Source organism: Pseudomonas sp. KSR10, assembly GCF_022355455.1.
GTDB lineage: Bacteria > Pseudomonadota > Gammaproteobacteria > Pseudomonadales > Pseudomonadaceae > Stutzerimonas > Stutzerimonas stutzeri_E.
In genome coordinates this window covers 110,768-136,027 of record NZ_JAKOEN010000002.1, presented here as the reverse complement: position 1 = coordinate 136,027, position 25,260 = coordinate 110,768, and the positions used below count along the sequence as shown (strand labels likewise).

Genomic DNA, 25,260 nt, shown 5'->3' with positions numbered 1-25,260 from the left:
GCACCTCAGCTGTCATCCGTGGTCGTCGACGCTCAATGATGCTGGTGGGTGTTGCCATTCGGCTCCGGAGCCTGCTCCTGAATGGCGACATCAACGGTTACTTCACCAGCTTTATCGAAAATCAGCGTAAGGGGGAAGCGCTCTCCGGCGACCAGCGGCTCGCTCAGTTTGAAAAGCATCACGTGATTGCCTCCCGGCTTGAACGCCACTTCGCCACCGGCAGGCAACTCGACCGAGTCGATACGCTCCATGCTCATCACGTCGCCCTTATGGACATGGGTATGCAACTCGGCTCTTTCGGCGCGCGGGGTCTGAATGTCCATCAGTCGATCCGGCGTATTACCGGGATTGCTCAAAGTGAAGTACACCGCACCGGTAGGGGCGCTCGGCGGCATGGCACGGGACCATACCTGCGTAACGATCGGCTTCCCATCGTTCATTTGATGGCTGTGTGCATGGTCATCAGCCATGGCGGTCAGAGTAACCGTGCCGAGCACGAGAGCGGTTGCCAGACGAAGCAGCATGAAGTTTCTCCAGAGTGGTGTGCGATGCCGAACATTATCATGACGGCTTTCACGTCTCATGAGAGCAAAGCCAATCGCGCCAGCGATGCTGGCGTCGCAATGAACCTGCAGCGCTGCTGCGTTTCTGTTTGAATGAAACGCCGAACGCGGTTTACAACGAAACGGGGACAGGCCTAGGTCCCATCTGATCGGAGATGCATCAACCAATGGAACGAAGTCGCTGGAGTCACCGGCTGTTACCCGGCGGAAAAGAACCTGATCCGCGATTCACCCTGGCCAACGAAAGAACCTTTCTCGCCTGGATCCGCACGTCGCTGGCGCTATTGGCTGGCGGCGTCGCGGTCGAAGCCTTTGCCGGAGGCGTCTTTACCCTGGAGTTGCGCAAGGTGCTGGCCGTCTCGTTGTTATTGCTGGCCATGTTCATCAGCTCAACGGCCTGTATCCGCTGGCTGAGCATCGAACGGGCGATGCGCCACAGCGGCCCTTTGCCGTTTCCGTTGCTGATCCCGATTCTTTCGATCGGCGGCACGTTGGTTACGCTGGTCCTTATCAGTTTCATCGCCCTGCGCAGCTGACATGCACATATCCTTTCGTCGTCGCCTGGAGCCCAAACCGTCGCGGCCGCCGTTGCACGAAGACCCGGGGTTGCAGCCGGAACGCACCTCGCTGGCTTGGGGTCGAACGCTGCTCACCATGCTCACCGTCAGCTCACTTTTCTTGCGCTGGATGCCATATCACGGAACCTTCGTCGCGATGCTGATCGCACTGTCGTTGCTCACGGCGCTAGGCATCTGGACCACCCAACGGCATCGTTACACACGCAGTGCCAGCGGCCTGAAAAGTGGACGCATTCAAGCTGACGCGGTCTCGGTACTGTGGTTGGGTGCTTCAGTTTCCATACTCGCCGTGTTAGGGCTCTATACCGTTATTTTCTTGCCGATCAGTAGCTGAGGCAGCAACCAGAAGAGGCTTAGATGACCACCGCCAATCAGCAATTTGCCAGCGACAACTATTCGGGCATCTGCCCGGAAGCTTGGGAGGCCATGGCCCGGGCGAACCAGGGCCATGATCGGGCTTACGGCGACGACCAATGGACGACCCGCGCCGCGGACCATTTCCGCCAGTTGTTCGAAACCGATTGCGAAGTGTTCTTCGCGTTCAATGGCACGGCGGCCAACTCTCTGGCGCTGTCTTCGCTCTGCCAGAGCTATCACAGCGTGATATGCGGCGATATTGCACATATCGAAACTGATGAATGTGGCGCGCCGGAATTCTTCTCCAACGGCTCCAAACTGCTGGTGGCGCGGACCGAGCAAGGCAAGCTCACACCCACGGCAATCCGTGAAATTGCGCTGAAGCGCAAGGACATCCATTACCCCAAGCCGCGCGTTGTCAGCATTACCCAGGCCACTGAAATCGGCACCGTATACCGGCCCGACGAACTCCAGGCCATCAGCGATACCTGCAAAGAACTGGGGCTGCATCTGCATATGGACGGCGCACGTTTCGCCAATGCCTGTGCGTTTCTTGGATTATCGCCGGCGGAGCTGAGCTGGAAGGCTGGCGTGGACGTGCTCTGTTTCGGCGGGACCAAGAACGGTATGGCCGTGGGCGAAGCCATTCTGTTTTTCAATCGCGACCTGGCTGAAGATTTCGAATACCGCTGCAAACAGGCCGGACAGCTGGCATCGAAGATGCGCTTTCTATCTGCGCCATGGGTCGGCTTGCTGGAAAACAATGCCTGGATGAGATACGCCGACCATGCGAACAGCTGCGCCCAGTTACTTGCGACGTTGATCAGCGATGTGCCGGGCGTGGAGCTGATGTTTCCCGTCGAGGCCAATGGCGTTTTCGTAAGCATCCCACCCTTGGCCCTGGAAGCGCTTAGAAGCCGCGGTTGGATGTTCTACACCTTCATCGGTGTCGGCGGTGCGCGCTTCATGTGCTCCTGGGATACCAGCGAGGAGCGTGTGCGGCAGTTGGCGGATGACATTCGCGTTGTCGTTATGGAGAACCAGTAGTTGCGACCTTCGCCGGTGCCGCACGGAAGCGGCATCCACCCGGTTTGCGGCCGAAGCCGATAGACATTGATTAATTCACAGGTTGGTTTGCACGGCCGGTTCAATCCAGCCCGAAGATGTTCGCGGCGGATCTAGTAAAAGATCCCGCCGGCATCGTGAAGCATGTACATGGCGCCTCGGCGATCATTAACTCCGACTACATGCCGTGGACAAAACGACGTACTACAGCGTTTGGGATTTTCCGGACGAATCGATGTACTTCATGGTCTGCTCCACCGGTTCGCAGACAGCACTATCTCGAGTCGAGATAGACAACACTTTTTCTATATCCAGCTTCGTTCCGTACGCATCTGAACAAAAGATGGGTGTGATATTGGTTATCACACCCATCGATGCGGAACACGGGTGCCGTGATCCGGTGCGCCCGTAAGTTAGTGCATTGGTTTACGTCAGCGCCGTCCGGTTCGGGTGCTCACGTCTACCCACACGGCCAGCACCAGAATGCTGCCTTTGACAATCATCTGCCAGTAGCTGTCTACGTCGAGCATGGACATGCCGTTGTCCAGACTGGTGATGACCAGCGCGCCAAGGAGGGCGCCGTAGACAGTGCCGGAGCCACCGCGCATCGAGGTGCCGCCAATGAAGCAGGCGGCGATGGCGTCGAGTTCGCCCATGCTGCCGGCCGACGGTGAGCCGGCGGCCAGGCGCGCGGTGTTGACCATGCCGGCGAATGCGCACATCACACCCATGATGCCGAAGATCCACAGTTTCACGGCCTGGACGTTGATGCCCGATAGCCGCGTCGCCTCCATGTTGCTACCAACCGAATAGATGCGTCGGCCGAATACGGTCTGGCTGGTGACGTAGCTGAACACGCCAAGCAGAACGAGCAGGAGCAGCACAGGAACCGGAATGCCGTCGTAGCTGTTAAGCGTGTAGACGAACCCGGCCAGCACGGCGCCTATCAAGGCCACGCGCAACAGGTCGCGAACCAGCGAGTGCGCAGCCAGCCCGTGAAGGGCGCGATTGCGGCGCTGTCTCCACGTCAGGAACAGCGTCAGGGCGAACAGCAGTACGCCAAGTACCACACCCACCGTATGCGGCAAATAACCCTGGCCGATGTAAACCAGGGACGGCGATACCGGAGCAATGGTGGTGCCGCCGGTGATCCCCAGCAGGATTCCGCGAAACGCCAACATGCCCCCCAGCCCCACGATGAAGGAGGGGATGCGCAGGTAGGCGGTCATGTAGCCGTTTGCCAGCCCGATCATCAGCCCGCACAGAGCGACCAGGCTCAGGTTCGCCAGGAGCGGCACGTTGTAAATCACGTCCAGGATCGCTGCCAGCCCGCCAAGCAGGCCAAGCAGCGAGCCCACCGACAGATCGATCTCGCCGCTGATAATCACCAGCACCATGCCGCAGGCGAGAATTCCCGTGATGGACATCTGCCGCAGCAGGTTGGAAAGGTTACGCGGCGTCAGAAACCCGCCCTCGGTCTGCCAACTGAAGAACAACCAGATAATTGCTACAGCGATCACCAGCGCGAGCATCTTGTAGCGGCTGAATAATTGTTTGACGTGGTTCATTTACGCGGACTTCCGATCATTATCGTTATGGTCAGCGGGTTGGCTGAGCGCGGCGGCGAGCACCTGTTCCTGGGTGAGTCCGTGATTGACGAAGTCTCCGCGTAGTTGGCCTTCGCCGATGACTAGGACACGGTCGGAAATTCCCAGCACTTCGGCCAGCTCCGACGAAACCATGATGATCGACACGCCTTGAGCCGCTAGCGCACCCATCAGCTTGTAAATCTCGTACTTGGCACCGACGTCCACCCCGCGGGTGGGTTCGTCGAGAATCAGCACGCGGGGCCGCGTCAGAAGCATCTTGGCTAGCACGGCCTTCTGCTGATTGCCGCCGGAGAGACTGGTGATCGGTAAAAAGGGGCTCGCGGTCTTGAGATGCATGCGCGAAATTTCCTGATCGATGCTGCTCAGCTCAGCTTCGGCATCGATGCGGGTCATCCTCGCGTAGTTCTCCAGGACCGCCAGCGTGATGTTCTGGCCGACACCCAGGTCCGGGATGATGCCTTGGCGCTTGCGGTCTTCGGGAACCATGCACAGCCCGGCGCGGATGGATTTGCGTGGCGTTCGGGTGTCGATCGGCTTGCCCTCTAGCAAGACGTCCGCTTCGTACCCGCCCGGATAGGAGCCGAAAAGCGCCGACACCAGCTCCGTGCGGCCGGCGCCGACCAGCCCCGCGATACCGAGGATTTCTCCGCGCTTGAGAACGAAGGAAATGTCGTCGACCCGTTTGCGCTTGGGATTGTCGACGTCGTAGCAGGTGACGTGGCGCGCCTCGAAGATCACTTCGCCGATGTCGTGGGGTTCGGTGGGGTAGAGGTTGCTCATCTCCCGTCCCACCATCTGGGCGATGATTTTCGGAATATCCATGTCCGTCATGGCGGTCGTTGCGATGTGTTGGCCGTCGCGGATCACCGAAATGGTGTCGCACACGGCCGCCACTTCATCGAGCTTGTGGGAGATATAGACGCAGGCTACGCCCTTAGCCTTGAGGTCGCGGATGATGTCCAGCAACACCTCGATTTCCGAGCGGGTGAGGGCGGATGAAGGCTCGTCGAGGATCAGCAGCCGCGCTTGCTTGTTCAATGCCTTGGCGATTTCCACCAGCTGCTGGTAGCCACCGCCGTACTGCGACACCGGCAGCGAGACGTTCATGTCTGGCACCTTGAGTTCACGCATCAGGGCTTCGGCGCGGTGGATCATCGCCGGATAGTTCATGCGCCCGCCGGGCAGGGTCAGCTCGTGGCCCATGAAGATGTTTTCGACCACCGACAGGTCCGGAACCAGCGTCAGCTCCTGATGGATGATGACGATCCCGGCCGCTTCGGTTTCGTTGATCGATTTTGCCCGTAGCGGCTGACCGTCCCAGAGAATTTCACCGTCCCAGGTGCCGTAGGGATAGACGCCCGAGAGCACTTTCATCAGCGTGGACTTGCCGGCGCCATTCTCACCGCAGAGGCCCACGCATTCGCTAGGCTTGATCTTGATATCGATGCCGTCAAGGGCTTTGACGCCGTTGAAGGCTTTGACGATGCCGTTCATTTGCAGCAGGTAATCGGTCACGGGAGATACTCACAGATAAGCAACGGGCGGGGACGGCAGGGGCGCCTGCCAATCCACGTGGGTCGCGGTCGGGTCGTCAGTCGAGTCTGCTCAGCTCGATGATCATTGCCCGGCGATCTGTGCCTTGGTGTAGAAGCCGTCCTTTTCCAGCAGATCGATGTTGTCGCGAGTCAACAGGGTAGGGGTGAGCAGGATGGTGTCGACTTGCTTGGCGCCGTTGTCGAGCTGGGAGCTGTAAGCTGGCTTCTCGTTGCGCGCCAGCTGCACCGAGAGCTTGGCGGCTTCCGAGGCGATCAGTTTCAGCGGCTTGTAGACGGTCATGGTCTGGGTGCCTCCGATTACCCGCTTGACCGCCGCCAGGTCGGCATCCTGGCCGGAAATCGGCACCTTGCCGGCCAGCTTCTGCGCCGCCAGCGCCTGGATAGCGCCCCCTGCCGTGGCGTCATTGGAGGCGACGATGCCATCGATCTTGTTGTCGTTTCGGGTAAGGGCGTTTTCGACGATGCTGAGCGCTTCGGTCGGGTTCCATTCCTTGACCCACTGTTGCCCGACGATCTTGACGTCGCCCTTGTCGATCGCCGGCTGCAAGACCTTCATCTGCCCTTCACGCAGCACCTTGGCGTTGTTGTCCGTAGGGGCGCCACCGAGGAGGAAGTAGTTGCCCTTGGGCGCCGCCTGCAGCACGCCCTGGGCCTGCAGTTCACCGACCTTTTCGTTGTCGAATGAAATGTAGGCGTCTATATCGGCGTTCAGAATCAGCCGGTCGTAGGACACCACCTTGATTCCGGCTCGCTTGGCCTCGGCCACGACGTTGGTCAGCACGGTTGCGTTGAACGGCACGATGACGATCACGTCGACGCCGCGGGAGATGAGGTTCTCGATCTGTGAAATCTGCTTCTGCTCGTTGGCATCGGCCGACTGGACGAAGACCTTGGCGCCCAATTGCTCCGCCGCCGCGACGAAGTAATCACGGTCCCGGGCCCAACGCTCCAGGCGCAGGTCATCGATGGAGAAGCCGATTTTCGGATTCGCGGGATCGGCCATGAGTGGAAGCGAGAGCAGGGCAAGGGCCCCGGCGAGGAACATGCGCTTTACGGTTTTCATGGTGGTGCGCCCTTTTATTGTTGTTGGAGACACTGCCTGACGATTGGGTAGTGCTATAGAACAGTAGAAAGTCGGACGGCGCCGTGCGTAACGAAGTGTCGCGAGAATGTAACCGCCTGACGCCGACCGGGTGCTGTCAGGGGTAGATGAACTGGTTGACCACGTTTTCGAGCATCTCCTGACGACCGCTTACTGCCTGCGGATGCAGTTCGTTGGCGAAAGCATGTTCAGCCAATGATTCGAGGCTGAACTCGCCCGCCAGCACTGCCTGTCCAAACGGCTGCTGCCAGCCGGCATAGCGTTGATCCTTTAGCTGCTGGAGTCGGTCGTTCTGCACCATGGCTGCCGCGCGCTCCAGGGACAGAGCGAGGACATCCATCGCGGCGACGTGGCCATAGAACAGATCGACTTCATCAAGGCTCTGCCGACGCACCTTGGCGTCGAAGTTGAACCCGCCATTCTGGAAGCCACCGGCTTTGAGAATTTCATAGATGGCCAGGGTCATTTCTTCGACGCTGTTGGGAAACTGATCGGTATCCCAGCCGTTCTGTGGATCACCGCGGTTGGCGTCGATGCTCCCGAAAATCCCCAACGAAACTGCCGTTGCGATTTCGTGATGGAAGCTATGGCCCGCGAGGGTCGCGTGGTTGGCCTCGATGTTGACCTTGATTTCGTTTTCCAGGCCGAATTGATGCAGGAAGCCAAATACGGTGGCGCTGTCGTAGTCGTACTGATGCTTGGTTGGCTCCTGGGGCTTGGGCTCGATCAGTAGGTCGCCCTTGAAACCGATCTTGTGCTTGTGCTCGACCACCATGCGCATGAACCGGCCCAGTTGCTCGCGTTCGCGTTTCAAGTCGGTGTTGAGCAGGGTTTCGTAGCCTTCACGGCCGCCCCACAACACGTAGTTCGATCCGTTGAGGCGTTGAGTGGCGTTCATGGCGCTAAACACCTGAGCGGCGGTGCAGGCGAACACTTCCGGATCAGGATTGCTGGCGGCGCCGGCGGCAAAGCGTGGGTTGCTGAAGCAATTGGCGGTACCCCACAACAACTTGATTCCGCTTTCTTCCTGATGGCGTTCCAGATGGTCGATCATCTGCGCGAAGTGGTTGCGGTACTCCTTGAGCGAGTTACCTTCCGGGGCAACATCCGTGTCGTGGAAGCAGTAGTAGTCGATTCCGAGTTTGGAGAAGAACTCGAATGCAGCCTCCGCCTTACCCATCGCCATTTCCATCGGATCTGCAAGCTGCTGCCACGGACGCTTGAACGTGCCCGCTCCGAACACATCGGAGCCTGGCCAGACGAAGCTGTGCCAATAACAGACCGCCATGCGCAAATGCTCACGCATGGGTTTGCCGAGGATGAGCTTGTCGGCATCGTAGTGACGGAAGGATAGGGGAGAATCGCTGGCGGTGCCTTGATAGCGAATCTTTTCGACATCGGGGAAGTAGGGCACTTGTAATGTCCTTTTGTTCTTGGCGGTGTCCCGATACTAGCAACGGCCCTATGGGTAATTAGTATGAAAGTCACCAACCCAGGGTTCGATTTTGACCTAGCCTTTACTACCGCCTAGGTACTGATCGGCTCAGGACAAGAACAATGAAAACCGTACCGCTCGTTCACCGTATTGCTCTGCTGTTCAACGGCAGCAAGATCTACGACCGCGGCATCATCAGCGGCATCGGTAACTACTTGAGCAGCACTCGAGCATCCTGGGATCTTTTTCTCGAGGAGGATTTCCACTGTCGGCTGAAAGGGATCGAGCGCTGGCAGGGGGACGGGATCATCGCCGACTTCGATGATCCGATGATTGGCGAGGCGCTGGCCGACATCAAGGTGCCCGTTGTGGCGGTAGGCGGTTCCTATCAGGACGAGCGCGCTTATCCGAAGGGTATTCCGTACGTCGCCACCGATAACGAAGCGTTGATAACGCTGGCGTACGAGCACCTGATCGAGGCCGGACTGACGCGTTTTGCCTGCTTCAGCCTGCCTGAAGCACAGGCCAATCGTTGGGCGCAGGAACGAGAAAAGGTGTTTCGCCAACTGATGAAACGCGATGGCTTGCATGCCGAGGTCTATCGCGGGATGGGTACCAGCGCGCCGCTTTGGGACAGCGCCGTCGAAAAGCAGATCGCCTGGCTGCAAAGCCTGCCCAAACCCATTGGCATCATCGCCGTGACGGATGCTCGCGCCCGGCAGTTGCTGCAAGCCTGCCTGACCGCCGGGATCGCAGTGCCGGAGCAAGTGGCGTTGATCGGTATCGACAACGACCCGCTGACACGCAGCCTGACCCGGGTGCCATTGAGCTCGGTCGTTCAGGGCACCGAAACCATGGGCCGGACCGCTGCGCATCTGCTCCATCAAATGCTGCACGGTGTGCCGTCGGCCAGCACGCACATACTGATACCGCCTGATGCGGTCAACGTACAGCTATCGAGCCTGCATCAGCCATTGGGTAACCCGTACGTCATGCGGGCGCTGTTGTTTATCCGCCAATACGCTTGCCAGGGCATCAAGACAGCGCAGGTAGCGGCCTATGTGGGCGTGTCGCGTTCATCGTTGGAGTCGCATTTTCGAAAAGCGCGAGGGTGCAGCGTGCATGACGAGATTTTGCGTTTCAAACTGGCCGCAGCTACAAGCAGGCTGGAGAACACCGATTCGACGATGGTGGATATTGCTCAACATTGTGGCTTCAAATCTGCGCAGTACCTGCATACCGTGTTTCGGCGCGAGTTCGGGTGTACGCCCCGTGAATACCAGCAAGCCGCCAACAACGTTGGGAATCCCCGCGCAGAGACGAGTAGCGACAACAGATCAGTTCTCGCGACGTGATCCTGCATAACGGTAAACGGCGCATTTGACCCGGGGGACCTCATGAACACTCACAACCCAATACGTTATTTAACATAATATAGATTATGCGAAGTACGCAGTATATGAACCAGCGCCACTCTCGTAGCTTGTCGAGCTGTGTTCAGGCCTGATCTTTCAGCCGCAAACGACAAGCTGCCATGATAGCGCCTGGATTACCGAGACGCTGCCACTGGCAGATTGTCCTAAAGCTGTGGCTTGCTCACCGCTCCAGAAAACCGAATACATGCTCCAGCAATATCTCTGGCACCTCTTCGGCTAGATAGTGGCCGGCTGGCAGTGCCGTTCCCTGGACATCGGCAGCAACCTTTTGCCATTCATTCAACGGATCGAAGCATTGGCCGATTGCGCCATGCTTGCCCCATAACACCAGCAATGGTGCCAGCAGTCGCCGCCCGGCTTTGAGGTCCTCTCGATCATGGTCTAGGTCAATGGAGGCGCTTGCGCGATAGTCTTCGCAGATACCGCGCGCACTATCGGGTAGCCGAAGACAACGGAGGTACTCAGCAAACGCTTCTTCGGTAAATGGCTTCATTCCGGCACTGCGACCGCCCATCACGCTGCGAAGATAGAGATCTGGATCTGCTTCGATGAGTGTCTCCGGCATAGGCGCCGGGCGAATCAGAAAGAACCAGTGCCAATATGCTCGAGCGAAGGCTTCACTGGTCTGCTCGTACATCGCCAAGGTCGGTGCGATATCCAGCAACACCATTCGTCGCACCGCTTCAGGGTGGTCCATCCCCAATCGAGCGGCAACTCGCGCGCCGCGGTCGTGTGCGAGCACGTCGAAGTGCGGCAGGTCCAAAGACGTCATCAACTCGACCATATCCCGAGCCATTTCGCGCTTGCTATAGCGGGCGTGCTCAGGGTCCGCTGCAGGCCTGTCTGAGTCTCCATATCCCCGCAAATCAGCTGCGACAACCGTGAACTGTCTGGCCAGTATCGGCGCCACTTTGTGCCAGATCACATGCGTTTGCGGATGCCCATGAAGCAACAGCAGCCCCGGTCCATGACCGCCGATGCGATAGCAAATCTGAACACCGTTTACATGCCGAAACTCTTTGCGGAACTCGTTGAACACGCCGATGACTCCTTCTTAACGGTTTCGCGCATGCTAAGCCGAAGTTGACGGCACTCAAGATGCCAACTGTGATGCGAATGTTCACACTTCATGTTGACGCTAGAACAACCGGGTAAAGCGTTCACATGCCCTCCTCAGACTAATCTCGGCGTTCTCAAGGCTCCCGTTTCATTAGGATCATGATGTCCACGAGCTCTTTCGTAAGCCAACTCATATACGGCTCACCGCCGAGGGATTTGCGCCAGTACAACCTCACAGAGATGGCCGTGCTGGTAAAAGGTAAGGACACCAGCCGGTTGCCCGTCAGATGGGCGAGCCGTTCCGCGTACGTCCTCGGCATTGTCAGTAGAAGGTCCGTTTGGGCTACCACCTGAGCTGCCGCGTGGTAATGCTCGCAATGCAGAGCTATTCGCCGTGGCTCCCCTGTCAGGCCAAGCACTTCTTGGTCGACAGTGCTGCGTTCGCGGTCGGTCAAGGTAACAAGAACGTGCTCACTCTTCGCATAATCGGAAAGACCGATTTCGCCTTGGTTGAAAGCAAGGTGCTGTGGCCCAACCATCACTGCGAGCTGTTCCTTGACCACTTCGCGACTCGCCAGCAGTTCGCTGACCGGATATTCCAGGCTCATCGCAACGTCGAGCGCTCCTGAGAGGATTAGCGCCTCGATATCTTCGCCCTGCATCCGCCGACTTTGAAAGCGCACTCCCCAACCACCTGCTCGAGCGCGCTGCAGGAGCGTCGGCATGATCAGAAATTCCAGTGCATCGCGAAGACCGCAGCGAAACGTCATTGCTGACTCAGAAGGATCGAACACCCTTTCACGCCGCGCGGTAGTGGCAAGTTCACTGAGCGCATTTCGAACCGTGGGCAGAATGTCTCGCGTATGCGGAGTCATCACGAGTTGGCGGCCGTGTTTAACAAATAACGGGTCGTCAAGGGCAGCTCTAAGTCGGCGCAAAGCATGCGAGACCGCTGATTGCGATAAGTTGAGTCGCTCAGCCGCCTCGGTCGCACTCCCCGTCTCGGCTACTGCAACCAGAACGCGAAATAGATTTAGGTCGCTCATCGAATGAATTGCATTCATGTAATTATGTGAAATATCGCCATTATACACCGCCAACGGCCTGCGCTATTTTCAAACCCCACTAATAATAAGAGGTCCCGGTTATGGATATTTTGAGCCAAGTTAAAATGAGCACAGTTGGTGGTGAGGGTGCCGCCAAAATACCAATGCCGCCTACATTCAATGATCCACTTGAACAGCGGGCCTATATCAAGCATCGACTTGCGGCGGCGTTCAGGCTATTTGCTCATTATCAGTTCGATGACGGCCTCGCTGGGCATATAACTGCTCGAGACCCAATCGAGCCAGATACCTTTTGGGTGAATCCGGTAAGCCTGCATTTTTCGATGTTACGCGCCAGTGATCTTGTGCGCCTCGATCACAAAGGGCAACTGGTAGAGGGAAATGCATTCGTCAACTTGGCGGCATTCATGATCCACTCTCGGATTCATGCTCGTCATCAGCACATTCACTCCGTAGCACATGCTCACTCTCCTCAAGGGCGTGCTTGGTCCGCCTTTGGCCAGCCTTTACAACCACTCACGCAAGACGGCTGCGTGTTTTTCGAGCGCCATCGTGTGTTCTCGAACTTCAACGGCGTCGTGCACCAAAGCGAAGAAGGAGATGCCATTGCTGACCATCTAGCGGATGGAAGCATCGCATTGATTCTCCAGAACCACGGCCTCTTGAGCGTAGGAAAGGATGTAGATAGCGCAGTGTCGTTATTTGTACAGCTCGAAAGAGCTTGCGAAACCCAACTAATGGTGCAGGCCGCCGGCCATGACTTCCAACCCATCAACCCGGAAGTTGCTCGTAAGACCAGGGATTTCACGGGTTCAGAACTCGTAGTATGGGGAAATTACCAGCCCCAATACGAAATGATTACGCGCCTGCATCCAGACCTGTTCGAATAACCTCATACTATGTGGCGCCGTCCCTGCACGAGCAGGCGCCGGCGCATTCAAATATGGAACTCCGAAGCGGCCTATTTTAAGAACGACCTGCGCAGCGCTTGCCCTTCGACACGAACCAAATCTTTAACTACTTCTGCTACCTCGTTAAAACGAAGCACACCATGAATGACCCCAGGAGATACAGTCAGACTTGACTCGACACCGACACGTTCAAGTTTGTGTTGCAGTGCGATGTTTTCATCTAGAAGCGGGTCCAGGTTACCAACTACCAGTCGAGTCGTCGGAAGGCCGTCCAGGTTTGCGTACAGCGGTTGAACCCGCCAGTCGTTTTCATCGTGTACCAGATAGCTATCCCAGTACTGACGCATCGAATCAGCAGAAAGCCCATGCCCGCCGACACCGCTTAACCGGCTCCATGATTCAGACGTTGTATCTTTTGAATACACTCCATAGAAAAGCAAAAGATGCTCCAACGGAGTTACCCCATTCTCACGCAGTGCGACGGCCGCTCCCAGCGCCAAATTAGCGCCTGCTGAGTCACCACCTAATGCGAATCGATTGACTTCGAACCCGGCAACCATGCGGTCGCCGATCACCTGTCTGGCTATCGCAACCACTTCCTCGAAGGCCGCAGGGAATGGTTGTTCGGGTGCAAGCGCGTATTCAATTGAAAGGACTGCCACCCCGCTCTCGCGCACTAACTGCCTCAGGGGGGCGTCCCAGTCTTCTAACGAGCCGTGCCTAAACCCGCCGCCATGGCAATAAAACATTAAGCCTGGCGGATAACCCCTGTCGGGCCAGTAAAGTTTGCAGGGCACTTCGCGCCCATTCGCTAGAAAAGCCATTGACTGCTCGAGTGCCAACGGCACGCTGCTTGCCGAGACGAATTGCGCTATTCGCTGTAAATAAGCTCTCACCACTGAGATCCCCTCTCCTTTTGGAAGAAATAATCCAGCTTGACTCAACAGCGAAGAAACCCTGGTTAGGTCCGGGTGAACGGCCGATAACTGATCCGTTACGATCGAGTTCGGTAGATAACTATGTTCAGTATGTTCCATGAGATTATTCTCGTTTGGACTGATACAAACTCACATTTTCATCATGGCGGCAAAAAGAGCGTCGTAGTCAGATTGCTGTTCGAGCGTAGAGACGAAGTCCAGAATGTCGTTCTGTGCACCCTCCCCCAGATACGGGGCCGCCATCTTCCGGAACTTCTTCTCGAAACACTTCCCAGTCATGGGCGTCTCAAGCGAGCCTGGTCCAGTAATAATTTCACTAACCAGTACTTCACCAGATTTCAACGTGACGGTGACTCGATTGGCCAAGTGTTTGGGAAATAGTTTCGTGAGTTTCGGGTCTTCTACAACTATCGTCTTGTCCATCAGGGAGATGACGAGAGGATCCGTTATCTTTTCGAGCGAATACGAATCGACGGAAATATCCGCATCAATCAAGGCGCGGGCTACGTTGTAAGGCAAGCTGTGGTCAGCGGTTTCTCTAGTCTGAGGACGCCATTTATCCGATGCATCGGCCAAGACACGTTTGTTGAAGTCGGAAGTTTCGATGCAAATTGCCTGGATATCGAATATGTCATCTATTCGCTTGTTTAGCTCAATCCCTGCCCATACAGCAGTATGTAGCTCTCCGTTGGTAGGAAACGTTTTGGTGAGCGAGCGTTCAATGGCAAAATCTTCGTTTGCAACGGAACCGAAATCGGCAACTTCCAGAAAGAAGTCGCCCGTGATTTGTTTGCAGAAGCCCATCTCCCCTTCGAATATCGGTGATGGCCCGGTCATTCCATGCCGCGCCATCTGTGCTGAAAATATGGCGTTGCGCGCAGCGTTTGCTGCGGAACATCCCTTCCAGTCCGACAAATTTCCAGAGCGTACCTGGCGCATCGCCAGATGGCCGCTAAGCGAGATGTTAATTGCCTGCTCTATTTGCTGCTCTGTAAGCTTCATCAACTTGGCGGCAGCAACTGCCATCGAGATATTGATGTAATTGACATGGTCCCAGCCCCGCTTATTCAAGCTCGCCGCATCCTGAAATCGCATTTGAATTTCGTACGCGAGTAGAATGGCTGCGATCAGTTCTCGCCCACTCGCGCGCTCCGCCTGTGCAACAGCCAGGCACGCCGGAATGTTGTCACTTGGGTGGCCAGGTTCCAGGCCCATGTAGCCATCGTTGTAATCCAGAAACCTCACCATGACGCCATTGGCAAATGCAGCATATTCAGGCGCAGTTCTTACAGCCGTTCCAAAAATACTGGCTCGACCCGGTACCGAGGCGGCATATGCGACGCTAGCTTGAGCTGGGGCTGCACCATACGCGCCTAATACGCATGCAAGGCTGTCCAAAAACCGGTTACGAACGATAGTGTTCAGCTCGTCTGAGTACTCTGCTGTTGGAAATTCGTACGCATACTTCGCGATGCTCTTTGCTAGCGTATGGCTTCCCATCCCCACCCCCTTAAAATAAACACAGCCCAATAAGTGCCACAAAAAATCCCTTATGCGCCGATCAGGACATAAGGGATTTCAATTAATCGACAGAAACGTTTAGCAGTCGGACGTACTGCTGACCTGCGTGCATGTCTCGCTCAACGATCCCGCCCTGAGGCGTCAGTCTCGGGTAAGAAATCTTTATCATATCGAGCTGCGGGACCGGAATACGTTTTATGAACGCAGGATTCGCCCCATATAACTGTGCGAACGCTTCAGCAGAAAGCGCTTCGCTCTCATGGTAGCGATTGAAATTTTCACGTCCATCAAAATAGATGTCGAAGGTAATCCAGAATGGCCCCGCTTGCTTCGATCTGATATAGCGGCACACTTCACGTAATTTAGGCATTGCTTTTCTCCTCACTTTTATTCTTGCGCCCGAAGGTCAGCCATTCAGTGCTAACTAGTTCGAAAGGATCGTCCAGCTTCACAACATGGTTCAACTTGAACTCGTAAACTTGGCCGCGCGGGATGTCGGCAGGAGAAAAAGCAAATCCGTATGAAGGCAGTTCTTTCCCCATAATGCTGGGATAGTGGAAAAAATACGGGTTGCAGGCCTGGGCAATCGAATTGGCCAGCTCTTGGGTCGCTGCGGTCGAAACGAACAAGATACCTAGTTCAGGAGGTGTCGCAGTGCCCGCTGGGGGCTTGAGGCCGGTGACCGCATTCCAACCGTACATACGGAGAGAGATATGAAATTCCCCGAGTTCTTGTGCAGGAATGCACTGGCGCGTGCGCACATAAAGTGCTTCCAACAGGCGATCATGGAATCCATCGATATCCGCGAGTACGTCCGGGTCTTGCACGCCAACTAGCATGAGCGTCTGGTACAGCCCTGCTGCGGCGCCTTCCAGTTTCATGGTGTAGGGTTTAGGATCCCACCGCGAACCCGTCACCCGAACTACGCGTTCATCCAGCATTTGATACTCAGCGTCCTTTACGTCGAGGACTCCGCCTGGCTCGATAAGACGAAATGGGTCGCTGTTCTCGTAGAGCATGTGCCCAGAGACACTCTTGGCGGTGCAGCGATTATTCAGACTCAGTGGCTCTACTTCGAAACCGTCCTTGTCAATCGTGAGCAAAACCCCGGAGCCCGCCGTAGGGTTGTCGGCGCAGTGCACGCCACACTCTGCGATCTTCCCTGCGTGCCATGAGGGTCCCCAGGGCGCTCCCTTCCAGATGGGAAACGCTGCGATAACGGCGGTATCGGTCGCCCTGCCGGCCAGGATGATGTCTGCGCCATCTTCCAGGGCAGCCACGAATGGCTCGACGCCCAGCGCAGCGACGATATGCTCACAGGAGTCGATAGTGGCGTCATCCAAAGACTGGGACGGCGGAAGCGGAGTGATACGCCCTTCCGCGTTCAGCCTCTTAATCGTTGTCTTATCCTGTTCGCAATGAATCAGTGCGATTCTAGGCGTGATATTCAGTTCACCGGCAACCTCGAGCACAATATCGCGAGTCCATGCCAGGTTCAGATCGCCGCCTGCCTGTCCGGAGGTCCCTACTATTATCGGGACACCACTATCGGCGTGGGCTTGCATCAAAATTGTCAAATCGCGTTTGACCGCGCCGCGATTGTTCTTGGATATCCCCAACGCCAAATATGCCGCACCGCTATCGGTCGAGCCGGCGTCCGTAGCGATTGCCTGAGCCCCCTGCTCCAGCCCGTATGCTATTTCATCCTCACGTACGCCAGCGCCCAAAGAACCACAGGGTACGATAATTCTAATCGCGTCTTTCAAATTCCGATTCATAAAAATATCTCTTGAACTATTAGTAGGTACGCAACACACCGTGCCTGAGCACAGCTACTTGTTGAGTTATTTAACCAGCGCAGTTGGCGGGACCTGCGATCAGGCATTTCGAAGAAGGCATTTCTCCATTAAGTACCGATGCAACGCAGTTGGCCGCTACCATGTTCGTCCGTTGCAAGCCTTCATGTGTCGATGCACCTGAATGCGGAGTGGCTACGACATTCGGACGGCGGACCATTTCCTTGGTTACTTCAGCAAGGCTCGCATCCAGTTCGCTTTCGAAGACATCAAGTCCAGCCCCGGCGATATCTCCTGCTTTCAGTGCCGCTAGAAGCGCCTGATCGTCGACAAGACCACCGCGAGCCGTATTGATTAAGAAAGCGTTCTCTTTCATCAGCGCTAAGCGGTCAGCGTTGATTAGGTGACGTGTATCGGGTTTCAACGGAGCATGAATGGACACGAAGTCGCTGCGCTGTAAAAGTGTTTCCAGCTCAACGTACTCAATGTTCATCGATTCGCCATAAACGAATGCGGGCCGTGGCGTATTTACCAAGATGGTCGTATCGAACGCTTTTAATCTTCTAATGACATTTCTGGCGATACGACCTAATCCGACGATGCCCACCGTTTTAGCGTAGAGATCGCTGCCAAGAAGGATCGAGGCAGGTCCATCTATGAGTTGCTGTTGAGATTCCCGAAGACGATGTGCCGCCGCAAGCATCAGAGCCAGGGTGCGATCCGCTACGCTCTCTTCGTTACCTCCGGTGGCGATGGTTATGACCTTCCCTGTTTTGGCTGCTGCGTCGAGATCGATCTTTTCGTAGCCCACGCCTCTACGTGCAATGACCTTGAGCCGAGGTAGCGATTCGAGGAGGCTTGACGTCACGTTTGCATGGCCGACGATCCAAGCATCCGCTTGGGCCAAAACCGAGACCAACTCTGCCTCTGTCGCGGCGGCATCTGCCTTATCGTCAGGCAGGCGGGCTAAAGTGACCGAACAACCATGCCCCTCCAGGTATCTGATCGCCGCATCGTCGAAAAACTTTGGTGTTACAACCACTGACTTTCCGTTACTCAGCATAAGCTCACCGTTTAACTTCGCTCTGCATACTGGGGTTCTCGTTCAAGGGTTAAAACGCGTAATCGACGTACACTCTGAGCTCTTTGCCGTTCACCACATTGTTTGGTTGAGCGGACACGAGCGCGACGAAATCTTCGTTAATCCAGTAGCGCGTATAAATCATGCCAACCGAGAGGCCTTGATAATCCGGCTCTTCAAATCGATAATTCAGCCGGTATTCCGCCTGACTTTCTTGAATGTCTGTATTGACTCCGGAAAATGGATTGGTCGCATCGAATTTGCCTCGCTTGAATAGAACCATCGCATTGAAGCCATCCAGCGAAATCCCAGCGATAGATTTCCCGTCAAATTCATACTTTCCGGCTATCTGCCAAGTCTGCTCGTCGTCGTTATTGAAGTCGTTACCCGAGCGAGTCCAGGCATCCATCAGGCCGTCAACGTTTTCGCCATGATCAAAAAAGGCGTAGCCAAGTTGCCCATTAGTCAGCTCGGCGCGTGTTTTTGAATAAGAAAGCCCAAAACTCCAGTGATCAATTTTTAGCCCTAGATTCAGGTTGAGCCAGCTTGCTTTGTCATCGTAGCCGGCATTCCCATCTAGCCAGTCACGGTCCCAGATGCTGCCGCCTCGACGGAAATCGTAGTATTGGGTATCAAAAACGGCGCCGCTGTTTTCACCCAATGGGGCTCGTAGTGTCAGACCATAGTTGGTGTTTTTGTTGAAATCTTCAGCGACACCCTTGGCAAACTTCAGGGCGAACAGCTTGGCATCGTACGTAACACTGAATGTCTTGATGTCGTCTACTTCAAATCCGCCTTTACTCAGTATCCGTTCAAAATCCTCCCGGTCCCGAGGAGACACTCTATTGACGTAAGCACCATCAATATTCAATACACCCGGCAATGGGCCAATATCGAGCCCGTCAACTTGAATCTGCCCTCTAGCCCCTTGAAGGCTCCCCGGCACCGCCCGTGTGTCAAGGGTGACTACCGTACCGGCATCGAACCTTCCGCGGCCGGCTTGAAGCGCAGCAGACCAGTTATCACCGGCATGGCGAAGTTTCAGACTTGCCTGGCCTAACTTCGCAAATCCTTTACTTTCGCCGGACGTGTCATCGAAAAGATCCCGGTTTTCCGGTCGGGCATCAATTTTTGCGACGCCATAAAGAGAGGCGTCAAAGCCGATGCTGTCTTGCCAGTAACCCGAGTTATAGTCTGCAACTAAACCGAGGGCCGTACCGCCGAGACGGCTTCCAAATGGAAAGCCGCCAAAGTCATCTTCGATGATGCCGTTTTCAATTCTGGTATCGATATGTACAGCTCGCAGATAAACATTGAACTTACCATCGTTGTTAGTTCTGTTGTAATCGTGGATGTTGGATGCGAAAACCTTGGCGTGTGCACCTAAAACTATCGCCGATACGATTACCGATATAAGTTTTTTTGCTTTCATTTCCTGATCCTTTATATTTATTTTTTGCAGCAGGAACCCGCTGCCGCCGGTAATCACCGGAAGCGATGTTTCACATCAATTCGCTATGAGTTGCTAGGAAATAGCCCCGGTAATGGAGGCACCCGCAATTAGAACCAGCGATGCGCAGATAGCTGGCAACAGCGCAAACTTCTGGAGCTCTCCAATCTCCTTTTTAAGAAGCCCGCCTATCACATAGATGGCCGCGATCAGTGGGCTGAGCGCATGTACGGGCTGCCCAAGCATAGAGGCTCGCGCGATATGAATTGGATCGACCCCATATTCAGCTCCAGCGGCAGCAAGGATTGGGACGATCCCAAAAAAATAAGCGTCGTTAGACATGAAGAAGGTGAAAGGTAACGACGCGAACGCAGTAATTATCGCCATATAACTACCGGCAGCTTCTGGGATAACCGAAACAAACGATTGGGACATTGCGTCCACCATCCCCGAGCCAGTGAGAATGCCCGTAAACACACCGGCGGCGAAGATAAGTGTGGCAACCGTAACCGCATTCTCTGCGTGTGCTGCGATGCGCTTCTTCTGCTCTGCCAGCCGCGGATAATTGATCAGCAACGCTAGGGCGAAGGTAACCACCATGACGACTGGCAACGGCGCCAAACCAGTACCCATGGCCCCAGCCATTCCAAGCATCAGGAAAAGATTGACCCAGACGAGTTTTGGCCGCTGATGACTCCGATCAATCTCCGGTATCGCCACGTCTGTTTCCGACGCCAGCATATCTTTGCCAGGCGCCCAACCCAGGCGCTTTCGTTCTCTTATGCCTAGCCACCACGCAACGCCTCCGGCATAGACGAGTCCTAGCAAGGCGGCCGGAATAAGCCCTACGAAGACATCCATCACATCCAAGTGCAGAGCGCTGGCAACACGGGCCGTAGGGCCGCCCCAAGGAATGATATTGATCATTGTGTTGGTCAGAAGGATAAGCAGCGCAATAATCAGTGGATTCATTCCGATGCGAAGATAAACGGGCAGAAATGCCGTCACTACGATAAGTACGGTACTGGTTCCATCGCCATCAAGAGAGGTCACCGCGCCAAGAAAGGCCGTCGCCAGGCTGATCCGCAGGGGGTCGCTGCCGGCAAAGCGTGTTATTACTCTGACGATCGGTTCGAAAAGCCCCGCGTCGTACATGATTGAGAACAGCAGTATCGCGAACACCAGCATGATCGCGATCGGAGCGACTTGGCGCATTCCATCCATGATCATGCCGCCCATGTCACCACCCAGCCCGGCCAAGAGTCCATAAACTACTGGGACGAGAATAAGCGCTACCACGGCAGACAATCGTCTAGTCATGATCAAGGCCATAAAGGTAATGACCATCCCGAAACCAATCCAAGCCATATCACCATCCTTCTTATTTTTAGAAATATGCGATTCACTCGTCAGGTGATCACAACGCAACAGTACATATTGATTATCTGTGCGTAAATCTTGATTTTTTTAGTGCATATTTACTTTTTTTATGCATACATGATTAAATCGATCGCTGTCGAGATACGACGGGAACGGTGAGGAAATCTGTAAATGGCCAGGGCGGTTTACCTATGAGCGACGATCATCTGTATCTGACAGCTGAGGAAGCGGCTAGCCGTCTCGGTGTGAACCTGCCAACTCTGTACGCTTATGTAAGCCGTAAGAACATCCGATCGGTCAAAGTCGAAGGATCTCGAAAGCGACGATATTGGGCCGCCGACATCGAAAGGCTGTCCAAGGGCGAGCAGCGAACCAATATCGCCGCACAGCCGGCACTAGACCTGGGCAATCAAAGCAGTGCCATCACCCTGTTGACGGACAACGGCGTCTATTACCGTGGCGTAAGCGCCGTAGAACTGGCCGACTCAGCGTCCGTTGAAGAAGCGGCGGAGCTCATTTGGCAATCGTCGGGAGCCTTTTCAAATTCGCTCCCCGTGATGCCTGAAAGCACCCAGGCACTGCTTGAGCTCTACCGTGATATGACCGTCTCAGAAAAAGCGATTGCGCTTTTTCCGTTGGTTGAACGAGAGAACCCGCGATCATTCGACCTGTCGCCCGACGCTTACGCCCGGACTGGCGCCGATGTCGTACGCATCCTGGCATCGCTTATCGCGGGCCGCGGAGCTCCTAGTACAAGGCCATTGCACGAATTCTTGACCGCGGAGTTGGGCGTAGACCCAGCGTATCGGGACCTGATCAGACGCTTAATGGTCCTGTTCATCGACCATGAATTCGATCATTGCACTTATAGCGTCAGAGCTGCGGCCCGAACAGGTGTGACTCCCTACTATGCGGCAATCGCAGGGCTGACTACATATCAAGGCAGGCGAACCGCTTACAGCAGACACCAGGCAGCCAACCGGCTGCTCTCCGAAATATGTACCGCGAAAGACCCTACTCCAGCCCTTCTGCAGCACTTCAGCCAGAGCGGTGAAATACCTGGGTTTAACCATTCCACCCACAAAGTGGTGGATCCTCGCGTTGGCAATCTGATGGCTGCGTTGGTAGAAACATTTGAGGCTGATCAGGAGTTCAAAAATCTGCTCAAAGCCGCTGAGGTGGCCAACGAGTTGGTTCGTAAACCACCAGAGTTCGTTCTGCTGGCCAGCTTTGTGGGAAGAAAATGCAATCTTGTCGGAGAGGAGCTAGCGTTGGCGGGGATTGCCAGGACGATCGGCTGGATTGCTCATGCCAGCGAACAATGCCAACAACCTGCGGCCCGTCAACGTGCTAACTACACCGGCAAGCTTCCATGATGGGTGACGAGGCGATGCCCCTTTGCCGCGTCCGCCTCGTCCTTCGTTAAATAGCAAACCTACCCTCCACGAGGCAAGTCGATCGCCCAGCGGCTCCACCTAACACCTCAGCCAACACTCCTTAATGCTCGAAGATGAAGGTGCCCGCTTTTCTGTAGGCGCCCTGGGCCTCGACGCTCCGTGAGCCAACGCCCCCTGCCCGTCTCGATGCAATGAATAGTTTACATTGATGAATTTCGTACAGATTTACGGCATTAAATCAATAGCATAAATTCAATCAAGCTATGGCGTAACCGGGCGGCGGAGTAGCGCGTCAGGTCCTGTCCGAACAGCGCATCACCAACTACAGAACAATCAACACTCGGCCTGTCGACCTGATGTTCTTGCTCGGGCAGAACAACGCTGTATTCCACGGCTAAAAAACAAATGCCCAACCGAGCTTGCAAGCCACTCTTTTTCAAGTGACAGGTAATAGCTGGCAATTCGGTATGGGTGATATTCGACCCTGCTCTCGTCTAAGTTGGCCGGTCGGCTGGCTTTCAGATATTGCTCTGATGGTCTCGTATAGAGGCGAACTCTAATGCCGATTTATCGATCTTTTAACGTTTCACGGATTCTGGCGCACATTGGGCTATGCGCATCCATTGTGGTTTTACCTAACGTAATGACCGCCAATGAACTACCAGTAGGCCCCTCCGCAGGCGACATGGACCTCTCGCCATTTTATCGATGGCAGGACGAGATGCCCGCGTCTCCCGGTGCTGCGCTGAGGAGCGAAACGCTCCAGCCGCAGAAAGAGATCCCGGCGGCCTCTGAGGCGATTCGCATCCTCTACAGCTCCACGGACCAGCGCTGGCAGTCAGGGTTGGTTCCTGTCAGCGGAACACTATTTCTACCGGCGGCCCCTCCTCCGTCTGAAGGTTGGCCACTTTTGGCATGGGCCCACGGCACGCTTGGCATCGCTGACATTTGCGCGCCTTCCTGGACCGGCTTCAAAGCGCGTGATGCTGCATACATCAATCGCTGGCTAGAGCGTGGATTCGCCGTCGTTGCCAGTGACTATCAAGGCTTGGGAGGTCCGGGACCTCACCCCTATTCGGTCTGGCAAGCAGAGGGACGCTCTGTTCTCGATGCGATTCGCGCAGCCCACGCCGTTAGGCCTGGGCGTCTATCAAGACGCACTTTCCTTGCAGGGCAATCGCAAGGTGGAGGCGCAGCTTTAGGAGCGGCGCTACTCAGCGCTACTTATGCACCAGATCTAACTATCCTCGGCGCGATTATCACAGCTCCTAACAGCACGTTCCCCGAAGGGCCGGTCGCGGTTCCGCCGCGCTATTCCAATACCATGTTCCTGTCGTTCGCCACCGGAGGGTTGCGCGGAGATGGGCCGGCGATTGAGGACATACTTTCATCTCAGGGGCTTGAGCTTCTCGACATCGCCCGACGGGGTTGTACGCGTGATATCGCTCTCAAAGCCCGAGAACTCAAGGTTCGCTCGTTTACCGACCTCTTGGCGATTACTCGCGACCAGCTTGACGCGCTGCGTGTTCCCACGACCGACATGCCATTGGCCGAGATTCCATTTCCGCTATTGATCGCCACAGGCCAGGCCGACGAGACGATTACACCCAAAAGGCAGCATGCCGTGGCGGCAGCATTGTGCGCTGCTGGAAATCAGGTTACATGGCGGGTTTTCGATGGATTGGGTCATGACGGCGTGCTGCATGGCTCGTTGAACGAAGCCTTCGCTTTTGCGGATGCACAACTTGCCGAACAGCAGTACACGCCGAATTGCTCGAATATCCAGCCTCCTGGGCCTCCCGGTGAGAAAGATCCCAGCGCACCCTTTAACGACGATTGATAAGGGGTGCGCCCCTGGACTCGACAATGACAAGACACGGCATTCGCAGAACCACCTCCTGGCTCGTCCTCATTCTATTGTCCGCCGGGGCCGCGGCATTGATGCACCAGCTGAGGATGCCTGCTGCTTTTATGCTCGGCCCTATGATCGCGGCGATACTGGTTGCTTTGAGCGGAGCCGGCCTTCGCCTGCAACGAAACTTCTCGCTCGGCGCGCAAAGCGTGATGGGCTGTCTGATAGCGGGATTCATCACGCCTAGCTTGCTCGCTGCGTATACAGATCATTGGCTTGCGTTGACGACAACCAACATCGCAACCATGGCCATTATCGTAATTGTCAGCGTGATCATCGCGCGTTGTCGGTGGCTGCCCAACACCACCGCGATCTGGGGGCTTTTCCCAGGCGCGGCATCTGCGATGGTGCTATTAGCCGATACCCACCATTCCGATCCGCGTGTCGTCGCGATGATGCAGTATTCCCGCATCGTGCTGGTGTCGGTTGCCTCAATTTCCATGGCCTCAATTCTCGGTCAAACGCATGGGACTGGCGAATCGGCATCCGGCCCGGCTGGGCTCGCGTGGTCTTTATCTGCGGAATACGGGCCTATCCTCGCCGGGCTCGGCCTTGCGTTTTGCGGCTATGCGGTGGCTAAACTGACCGGCAATGGCGCCCTCGCGCTTCTGTTTCCTGCATTCGGCGGAACGGCATTGCAAGCGGCCGGTTTGATCAGCATCGAGGTGCCGTCATTCATTTTCATCCCCGCCTTCACGATAACGGGCTGGTACGTGGGTTTGATGTTCACTCGTAGCGCGCTAAGACATTGTCTGGCGCTGTTGCCAGTAATACTGGCGGCGATTGCAGTGGTCATTCTCGTTTGTGGCCTGCTAGCCCTCGTGCTGGCTCGTATGATTCCGGACATCGGCTTGCTTACAGCCTATCTCGCCCTGAGCCCAGGCGGCATCGAAACCATCGTCATCATCGCCAGAGACGCCGATGTGCTTCTGCCACTGATACTGGCATCGCAGTTCTTGCGCTTGCTCATGGTGCTGTCGATCGGGCCGGGAGTGGCAAGAGCGGTCGCCGGCTGGCAGAGCCGGCATCAATCGGCTGAGTTGTGA

At 55.8% G+C, this 25,260-nt stretch carries 23 protein-coding genes; 8 read left to right on the top strand and 15 right to left on the bottom strand.

Translation table 11 applies throughout. From position 1 onward, the window contains the following. Window positions 1–32: 32 nt before the first annotated feature. Window positions 33–524 carry a copper chaperone PCu(A)C gene (locus tag MCB86_RS00575; RefSeq protein ID WP_045162208.1) on the bottom strand — a complete coding sequence of 164 codons (492 nt, stop codon included), beginning with the start codon at window positions 522–524 and terminating at the stop codon, window positions 33–35. 206 nt (window positions 525–730) lie between these two features. Here MCB86_RS00575 and MCB86_RS00570 point away from each other — a divergent pair, with 206 nt between their 5' ends. From MCB86_RS00570 to MCB86_RS00560, 3 genes are read left to right on the top strand one after another with little or no spacing between them, the layout of a single operon-like run. Then, window positions 731–1,099 (top strand): DUF202 domain-containing protein, encoded by a 369-nt coding sequence (locus MCB86_RS00570; RefSeq protein WP_239609056.1) that lies wholly within the window; start codon window positions 731–733, stop codon window positions 1,097–1,099. 1 nt (window position 1,100) lies between these two features. Beyond that, window positions 1,101–1,475: a DUF202 domain-containing protein gene (locus MCB86_RS00565; RefSeq protein WP_239609054.1), complete on the top strand. Its 375-nt coding sequence runs from the start codon at window positions 1,101–1,103 to the stop codon at window positions 1,473–1,475. A gap of 23 nt (window positions 1,476–1,498) precedes the next feature. Continuing rightward, the gene (locus MCB86_RS00560) at window positions 1,499–2,545 is read left to right on the top strand and encodes a low specificity L-threonine aldolase (protein WP_045162211.1); all 1,047 of its coding nucleotides are present in this window, start codon (window positions 1,499–1,501) and stop codon (window positions 2,543–2,545) included. A gap of 222 nt (window positions 2,546–2,767) precedes the next feature. Here MCB86_RS00560 and MCB86_RS00555 read toward each other — a convergent pair whose 3' ends face one another. From MCB86_RS00555 to xylA, 5 genes are all read right to left on the bottom strand, one after another. After that, complete coding sequence (locus MCB86_RS00555; protein WP_080890595.1) at window positions 2,768–2,935, bottom strand: DUF2790 domain-containing protein; 168 nt, start codon at window positions 2,933–2,935, stop codon at window positions 2,768–2,770. 59 nt (window positions 2,936–2,994) lie between these two features. Continuing rightward, window positions 2,995–4,131, bottom strand: coding sequence for a sugar ABC transporter permease (locus MCB86_RS00550; protein WP_045162212.1), 1,137 nt, complete (start codon window positions 4,129–4,131; stop codon window positions 2,995–2,997). Beyond that, complete coding sequence (gene xylG, locus MCB86_RS00545) at window positions 4,132–5,688, bottom strand: D-xylose ABC transporter ATP-binding protein (protein WP_045162213.1); 1,557 nt, start codon at window positions 5,686–5,688, stop codon at window positions 4,132–4,134. A 102-nt stretch (window positions 5,689–5,790) separates the two neighbouring features. Continuing rightward, window positions 5,791–6,792 (bottom strand): D-xylose ABC transporter substrate-binding protein, encoded by a 1,002-nt coding sequence (xylF, locus tag MCB86_RS00540; RefSeq protein WP_045162214.1) that lies wholly within the window; start codon window positions 6,790–6,792, stop codon window positions 5,791–5,793. A 136-nt stretch (window positions 6,793–6,928) separates the two neighbouring features. Further along, entirely contained in the window at window positions 6,929–8,245 is a 1,317-nt protein-coding gene (gene xylA, locus MCB86_RS00535; protein ID WP_239609051.1) for a xylose isomerase, read from the bottom strand. Between the two features lie 143 nt (window positions 8,246–8,388). Between xylA and MCB86_RS00530 the strand changes: the two genes are divergently transcribed. Then, window positions 8,389–9,621: a DNA-binding transcriptional regulator gene (locus tag MCB86_RS00530; protein WP_239609050.1), complete on the top strand. Its 1,233-nt coding sequence runs from the start codon at window positions 8,389–8,391 to the stop codon at window positions 9,619–9,621. A 241-nt stretch (window positions 9,622–9,862) separates the two neighbouring features. Here MCB86_RS00530 and MCB86_RS00525 read toward each other — a convergent pair whose 3' ends face one another. Both MCB86_RS00525 and MCB86_RS00520 read right to left on the bottom strand, forming a co-directional pair. Next, window positions 9,863–10,741 carry an alpha/beta hydrolase gene (locus MCB86_RS00525; RefSeq protein WP_239609048.1) on the bottom strand — a complete coding sequence of 293 codons (879 nt, stop codon included), beginning with the start codon at window positions 10,739–10,741 and terminating at the stop codon, window positions 9,863–9,865. Between the two features lie 154 nt (window positions 10,742–10,895). After that, the gene (locus MCB86_RS00520; RefSeq protein WP_239609046.1) at window positions 10,896–11,825 is read right to left on the bottom strand and encodes a LysR family transcriptional regulator; all 930 of its coding nucleotides are present in this window, start codon (window positions 11,823–11,825) and stop codon (window positions 10,896–10,898) included. An 83-nt stretch (window positions 11,826–11,908) separates the two neighbouring features. On the opposite strand from MCB86_RS00520, the gene MCB86_RS00515 reads away from it, so the two are divergent. Then, window positions 11,909–12,718 (top strand): class II aldolase/adducin family protein, encoded by an 810-nt coding sequence (locus MCB86_RS00515; RefSeq protein WP_239609045.1) that lies wholly within the window; start codon window positions 11,909–11,911, stop codon window positions 12,716–12,718. Window positions 12,719–12,789: 71 nt separating this feature from the next. On the opposite strand, the gene MCB86_RS00510 is transcribed toward MCB86_RS00515, so the two are convergent. The 7 genes from MCB86_RS00510 to MCB86_RS00480 form a co-directional block, all read right to left on the bottom strand. Continuing rightward, on the bottom strand, window positions 12,790–13,776 hold the full coding sequence (locus MCB86_RS00510; RefSeq protein ID WP_239609043.1) for an alpha/beta hydrolase: 987 nt from the start codon (window positions 13,774–13,776) through the stop codon (window positions 12,790–12,792). A 30-nt stretch (window positions 13,777–13,806) separates the two neighbouring features. Further along, on the bottom strand, window positions 13,807–15,177 hold the full coding sequence (locus MCB86_RS00505; RefSeq protein ID WP_239609041.1) for an MmgE/PrpD family protein: 1,371 nt from the start codon (window positions 15,175–15,177) through the stop codon (window positions 13,807–13,809). Between the two features lie 82 nt (window positions 15,178–15,259). Continuing rightward, a complete protein-coding gene (locus MCB86_RS00500) occupies window positions 15,260–15,568 on the bottom strand; it encodes a DUF4387 domain-containing protein (RefSeq protein WP_239609039.1) in 309 nt (102 codons plus the stop codon). Further along, a complete protein-coding gene (locus MCB86_RS00495; RefSeq protein ID WP_239609037.1) occupies window positions 15,561–16,976 on the bottom strand; it encodes an acyclic terpene utilization AtuA family protein in 1,416 nt (471 codons plus the stop codon). Before MCB86_RS00495 ends, MCB86_RS00500 begins: the two co-directional genes overlap by 8 nt. A gap of 70 nt (window positions 16,977–17,046) precedes the next feature. Beyond that, entirely contained in the window at window positions 17,047–18,057 is a 1,011-nt protein-coding gene (locus MCB86_RS00490) for a phosphoglycerate dehydrogenase (protein ID WP_239609035.1), read from the bottom strand. A 49-nt stretch (window positions 18,058–18,106) separates the two neighbouring features. Further along, window positions 18,107–19,507 (bottom strand): OprD family outer membrane porin, encoded by a 1,401-nt coding sequence (locus MCB86_RS00485; protein WP_239609032.1) that lies wholly within the window; start codon window positions 19,505–19,507, stop codon window positions 18,107–18,109. 93 nt (window positions 19,508–19,600) lie between these two features. Beyond that, the gene (locus tag MCB86_RS00480) at window positions 19,601–20,893 is read right to left on the bottom strand and encodes a citrate:proton symporter (RefSeq protein ID WP_045162245.1); all 1,293 of its coding nucleotides are present in this window, start codon (window positions 20,891–20,893) and stop codon (window positions 19,601–19,603) included. A gap of 203 nt (window positions 20,894–21,096) precedes the next feature. Here MCB86_RS00480 and MCB86_RS00475 point away from each other — a divergent pair, with 203 nt between their 5' ends. The 3 genes from MCB86_RS00475 to MCB86_RS00465 all read left to right on the top strand — a co-directional run bounded on the left by MCB86_RS00475 (window position 21,097) and on the right by MCB86_RS00465 (window position 25,260). Continuing rightward, on the top strand, window positions 21,097–22,281 hold the full coding sequence (locus MCB86_RS00475) for a citrate synthase (protein ID WP_045162246.1): 1,185 nt from the start codon (window positions 21,097–21,099) through the stop codon (window positions 22,279–22,281). Window positions 22,282–22,861: 580 nt separating this feature from the next. Then, a complete protein-coding gene (locus MCB86_RS00470) occupies window positions 22,862–24,142 on the top strand; it encodes a lipase family protein (protein WP_239609030.1) in 1,281 nt (426 codons plus the stop codon). A 26-nt stretch (window positions 24,143–24,168) separates the two neighbouring features. Next, window positions 24,169–25,260, top strand: a complete 1,092-nt coding sequence (locus MCB86_RS00465) for an AbrB family transcriptional regulator (protein ID WP_239609027.1) — start codon at window positions 24,169–24,171, stop codon at window positions 25,258–25,260.

Bases quoted from the DNA above. Each gene is read 5' to 3' on its own strand.
- MCB86_RS00575 (WP_045162208.1), bottom strand. From the start codon at position 524: ATGCTGCTTCGTCTGGCAACCGCTCTCGTGCTCGGCACGGTTACTCTG.
- MCB86_RS00570 (WP_239609056.1), top strand. From the start codon at position 731: ATGGAACGAAGTCGCTGGAGTCACCGGCTGTTACCCGGCGGAAAAGAA.
- MCB86_RS00565 (WP_239609054.1), top strand. From the start codon at position 1,101: ATGCACATATCCTTTCGTCGTCGCCTGGAGCCCAAACCGTCGCGGCCG.
- MCB86_RS00560 (WP_045162211.1), top strand. From the start codon at position 1,499: ATGACCACCGCCAATCAGCAATTTGCCAGCGACAACTATTCGGGCATC.
- MCB86_RS00555 (WP_080890595.1), bottom strand. From the start codon at position 2,935: ATGGGTGTGATAACCAATATCACACCCATCTTTTGTTCAGATGCGTAC.
- MCB86_RS00550 (WP_045162212.1), bottom strand. From the start codon at position 4,131: ATGAACCACGTCAAACAATTATTCAGCCGCTACAAGATGCTCGCGCTG.
- xylF (WP_045162214.1), bottom strand. From the start codon at position 6,792: ATGAAAACCGTAAAGCGCATGTTCCTCGCCGGGGCCCTTGCCCTGCTC.
- MCB86_RS00530 (WP_239609050.1), top strand. From the start codon at position 8,389: ATGAAAACCGTACCGCTCGTTCACCGTATTGCTCTGCTGTTCAACGGC.
- MCB86_RS00520 (WP_239609046.1), bottom strand. From the start codon at position 11,825: ATGAATGCAATTCATTCGATGAGCGACCTAAATCTATTTCGCGTTCTG.
- MCB86_RS00515 (WP_239609045.1), top strand. From the start codon at position 11,909: ATGGATATTTTGAGCCAAGTTAAAATGAGCACAGTTGGTGGTGAGGGT.
- MCB86_RS00510 (WP_239609043.1), bottom strand. From the start codon at position 13,776: ATGGAACATACTGAACATAGTTATCTACCGAACTCGATCGTAACGGAT.
- MCB86_RS00505 (WP_239609041.1), bottom strand. From the start codon at position 15,177: ATGGGAAGCCATACGCTAGCAAAGAGCATCGCGAAGTATGCGTACGAA.
- MCB86_RS00500 (WP_239609039.1), bottom strand. From the start codon at position 15,568: ATGCCTAAATTACGTGAAGTGTGCCGCTATATCAGATCGAAGCAAGCG.
- MCB86_RS00495 (WP_239609037.1), bottom strand. From the start codon at position 16,976: ATGAATCGGAATTTGAAAGACGCGATTAGAATTATCGTACCCTGTGGT.
- MCB86_RS00490 (WP_239609035.1), bottom strand. From the start codon at position 18,057: ATGCTGAGTAACGGAAAGTCAGTGGTTGTAACACCAAAGTTTTTCGAC.
- MCB86_RS00485 (WP_239609032.1), bottom strand. From the start codon at position 19,507: ATGAAAGCAAAAAAACTTATATCGGTAATCGTATCGGCGATAGTTTTA.
- MCB86_RS00480 (WP_045162245.1), bottom strand. From the start codon at position 20,893: ATGGCTTGGATTGGTTTCGGGATGGTCATTACCTTTATGGCCTTGATC.
- MCB86_RS00475 (WP_045162246.1), top strand. From the start codon at position 21,097: ATGAGCGACGATCATCTGTATCTGACAGCTGAGGAAGCGGCTAGCCGT.
- MCB86_RS00470 (WP_239609030.1), top strand. From the start codon at position 22,862: ATGCCGATTTATCGATCTTTTAACGTTTCACGGATTCTGGCGCACATT.
- MCB86_RS00465 (WP_239609027.1), top strand. From the start codon at position 24,169: ATGACAAGACACGGCATTCGCAGAACCACCTCCTGGCTCGTCCTCATT.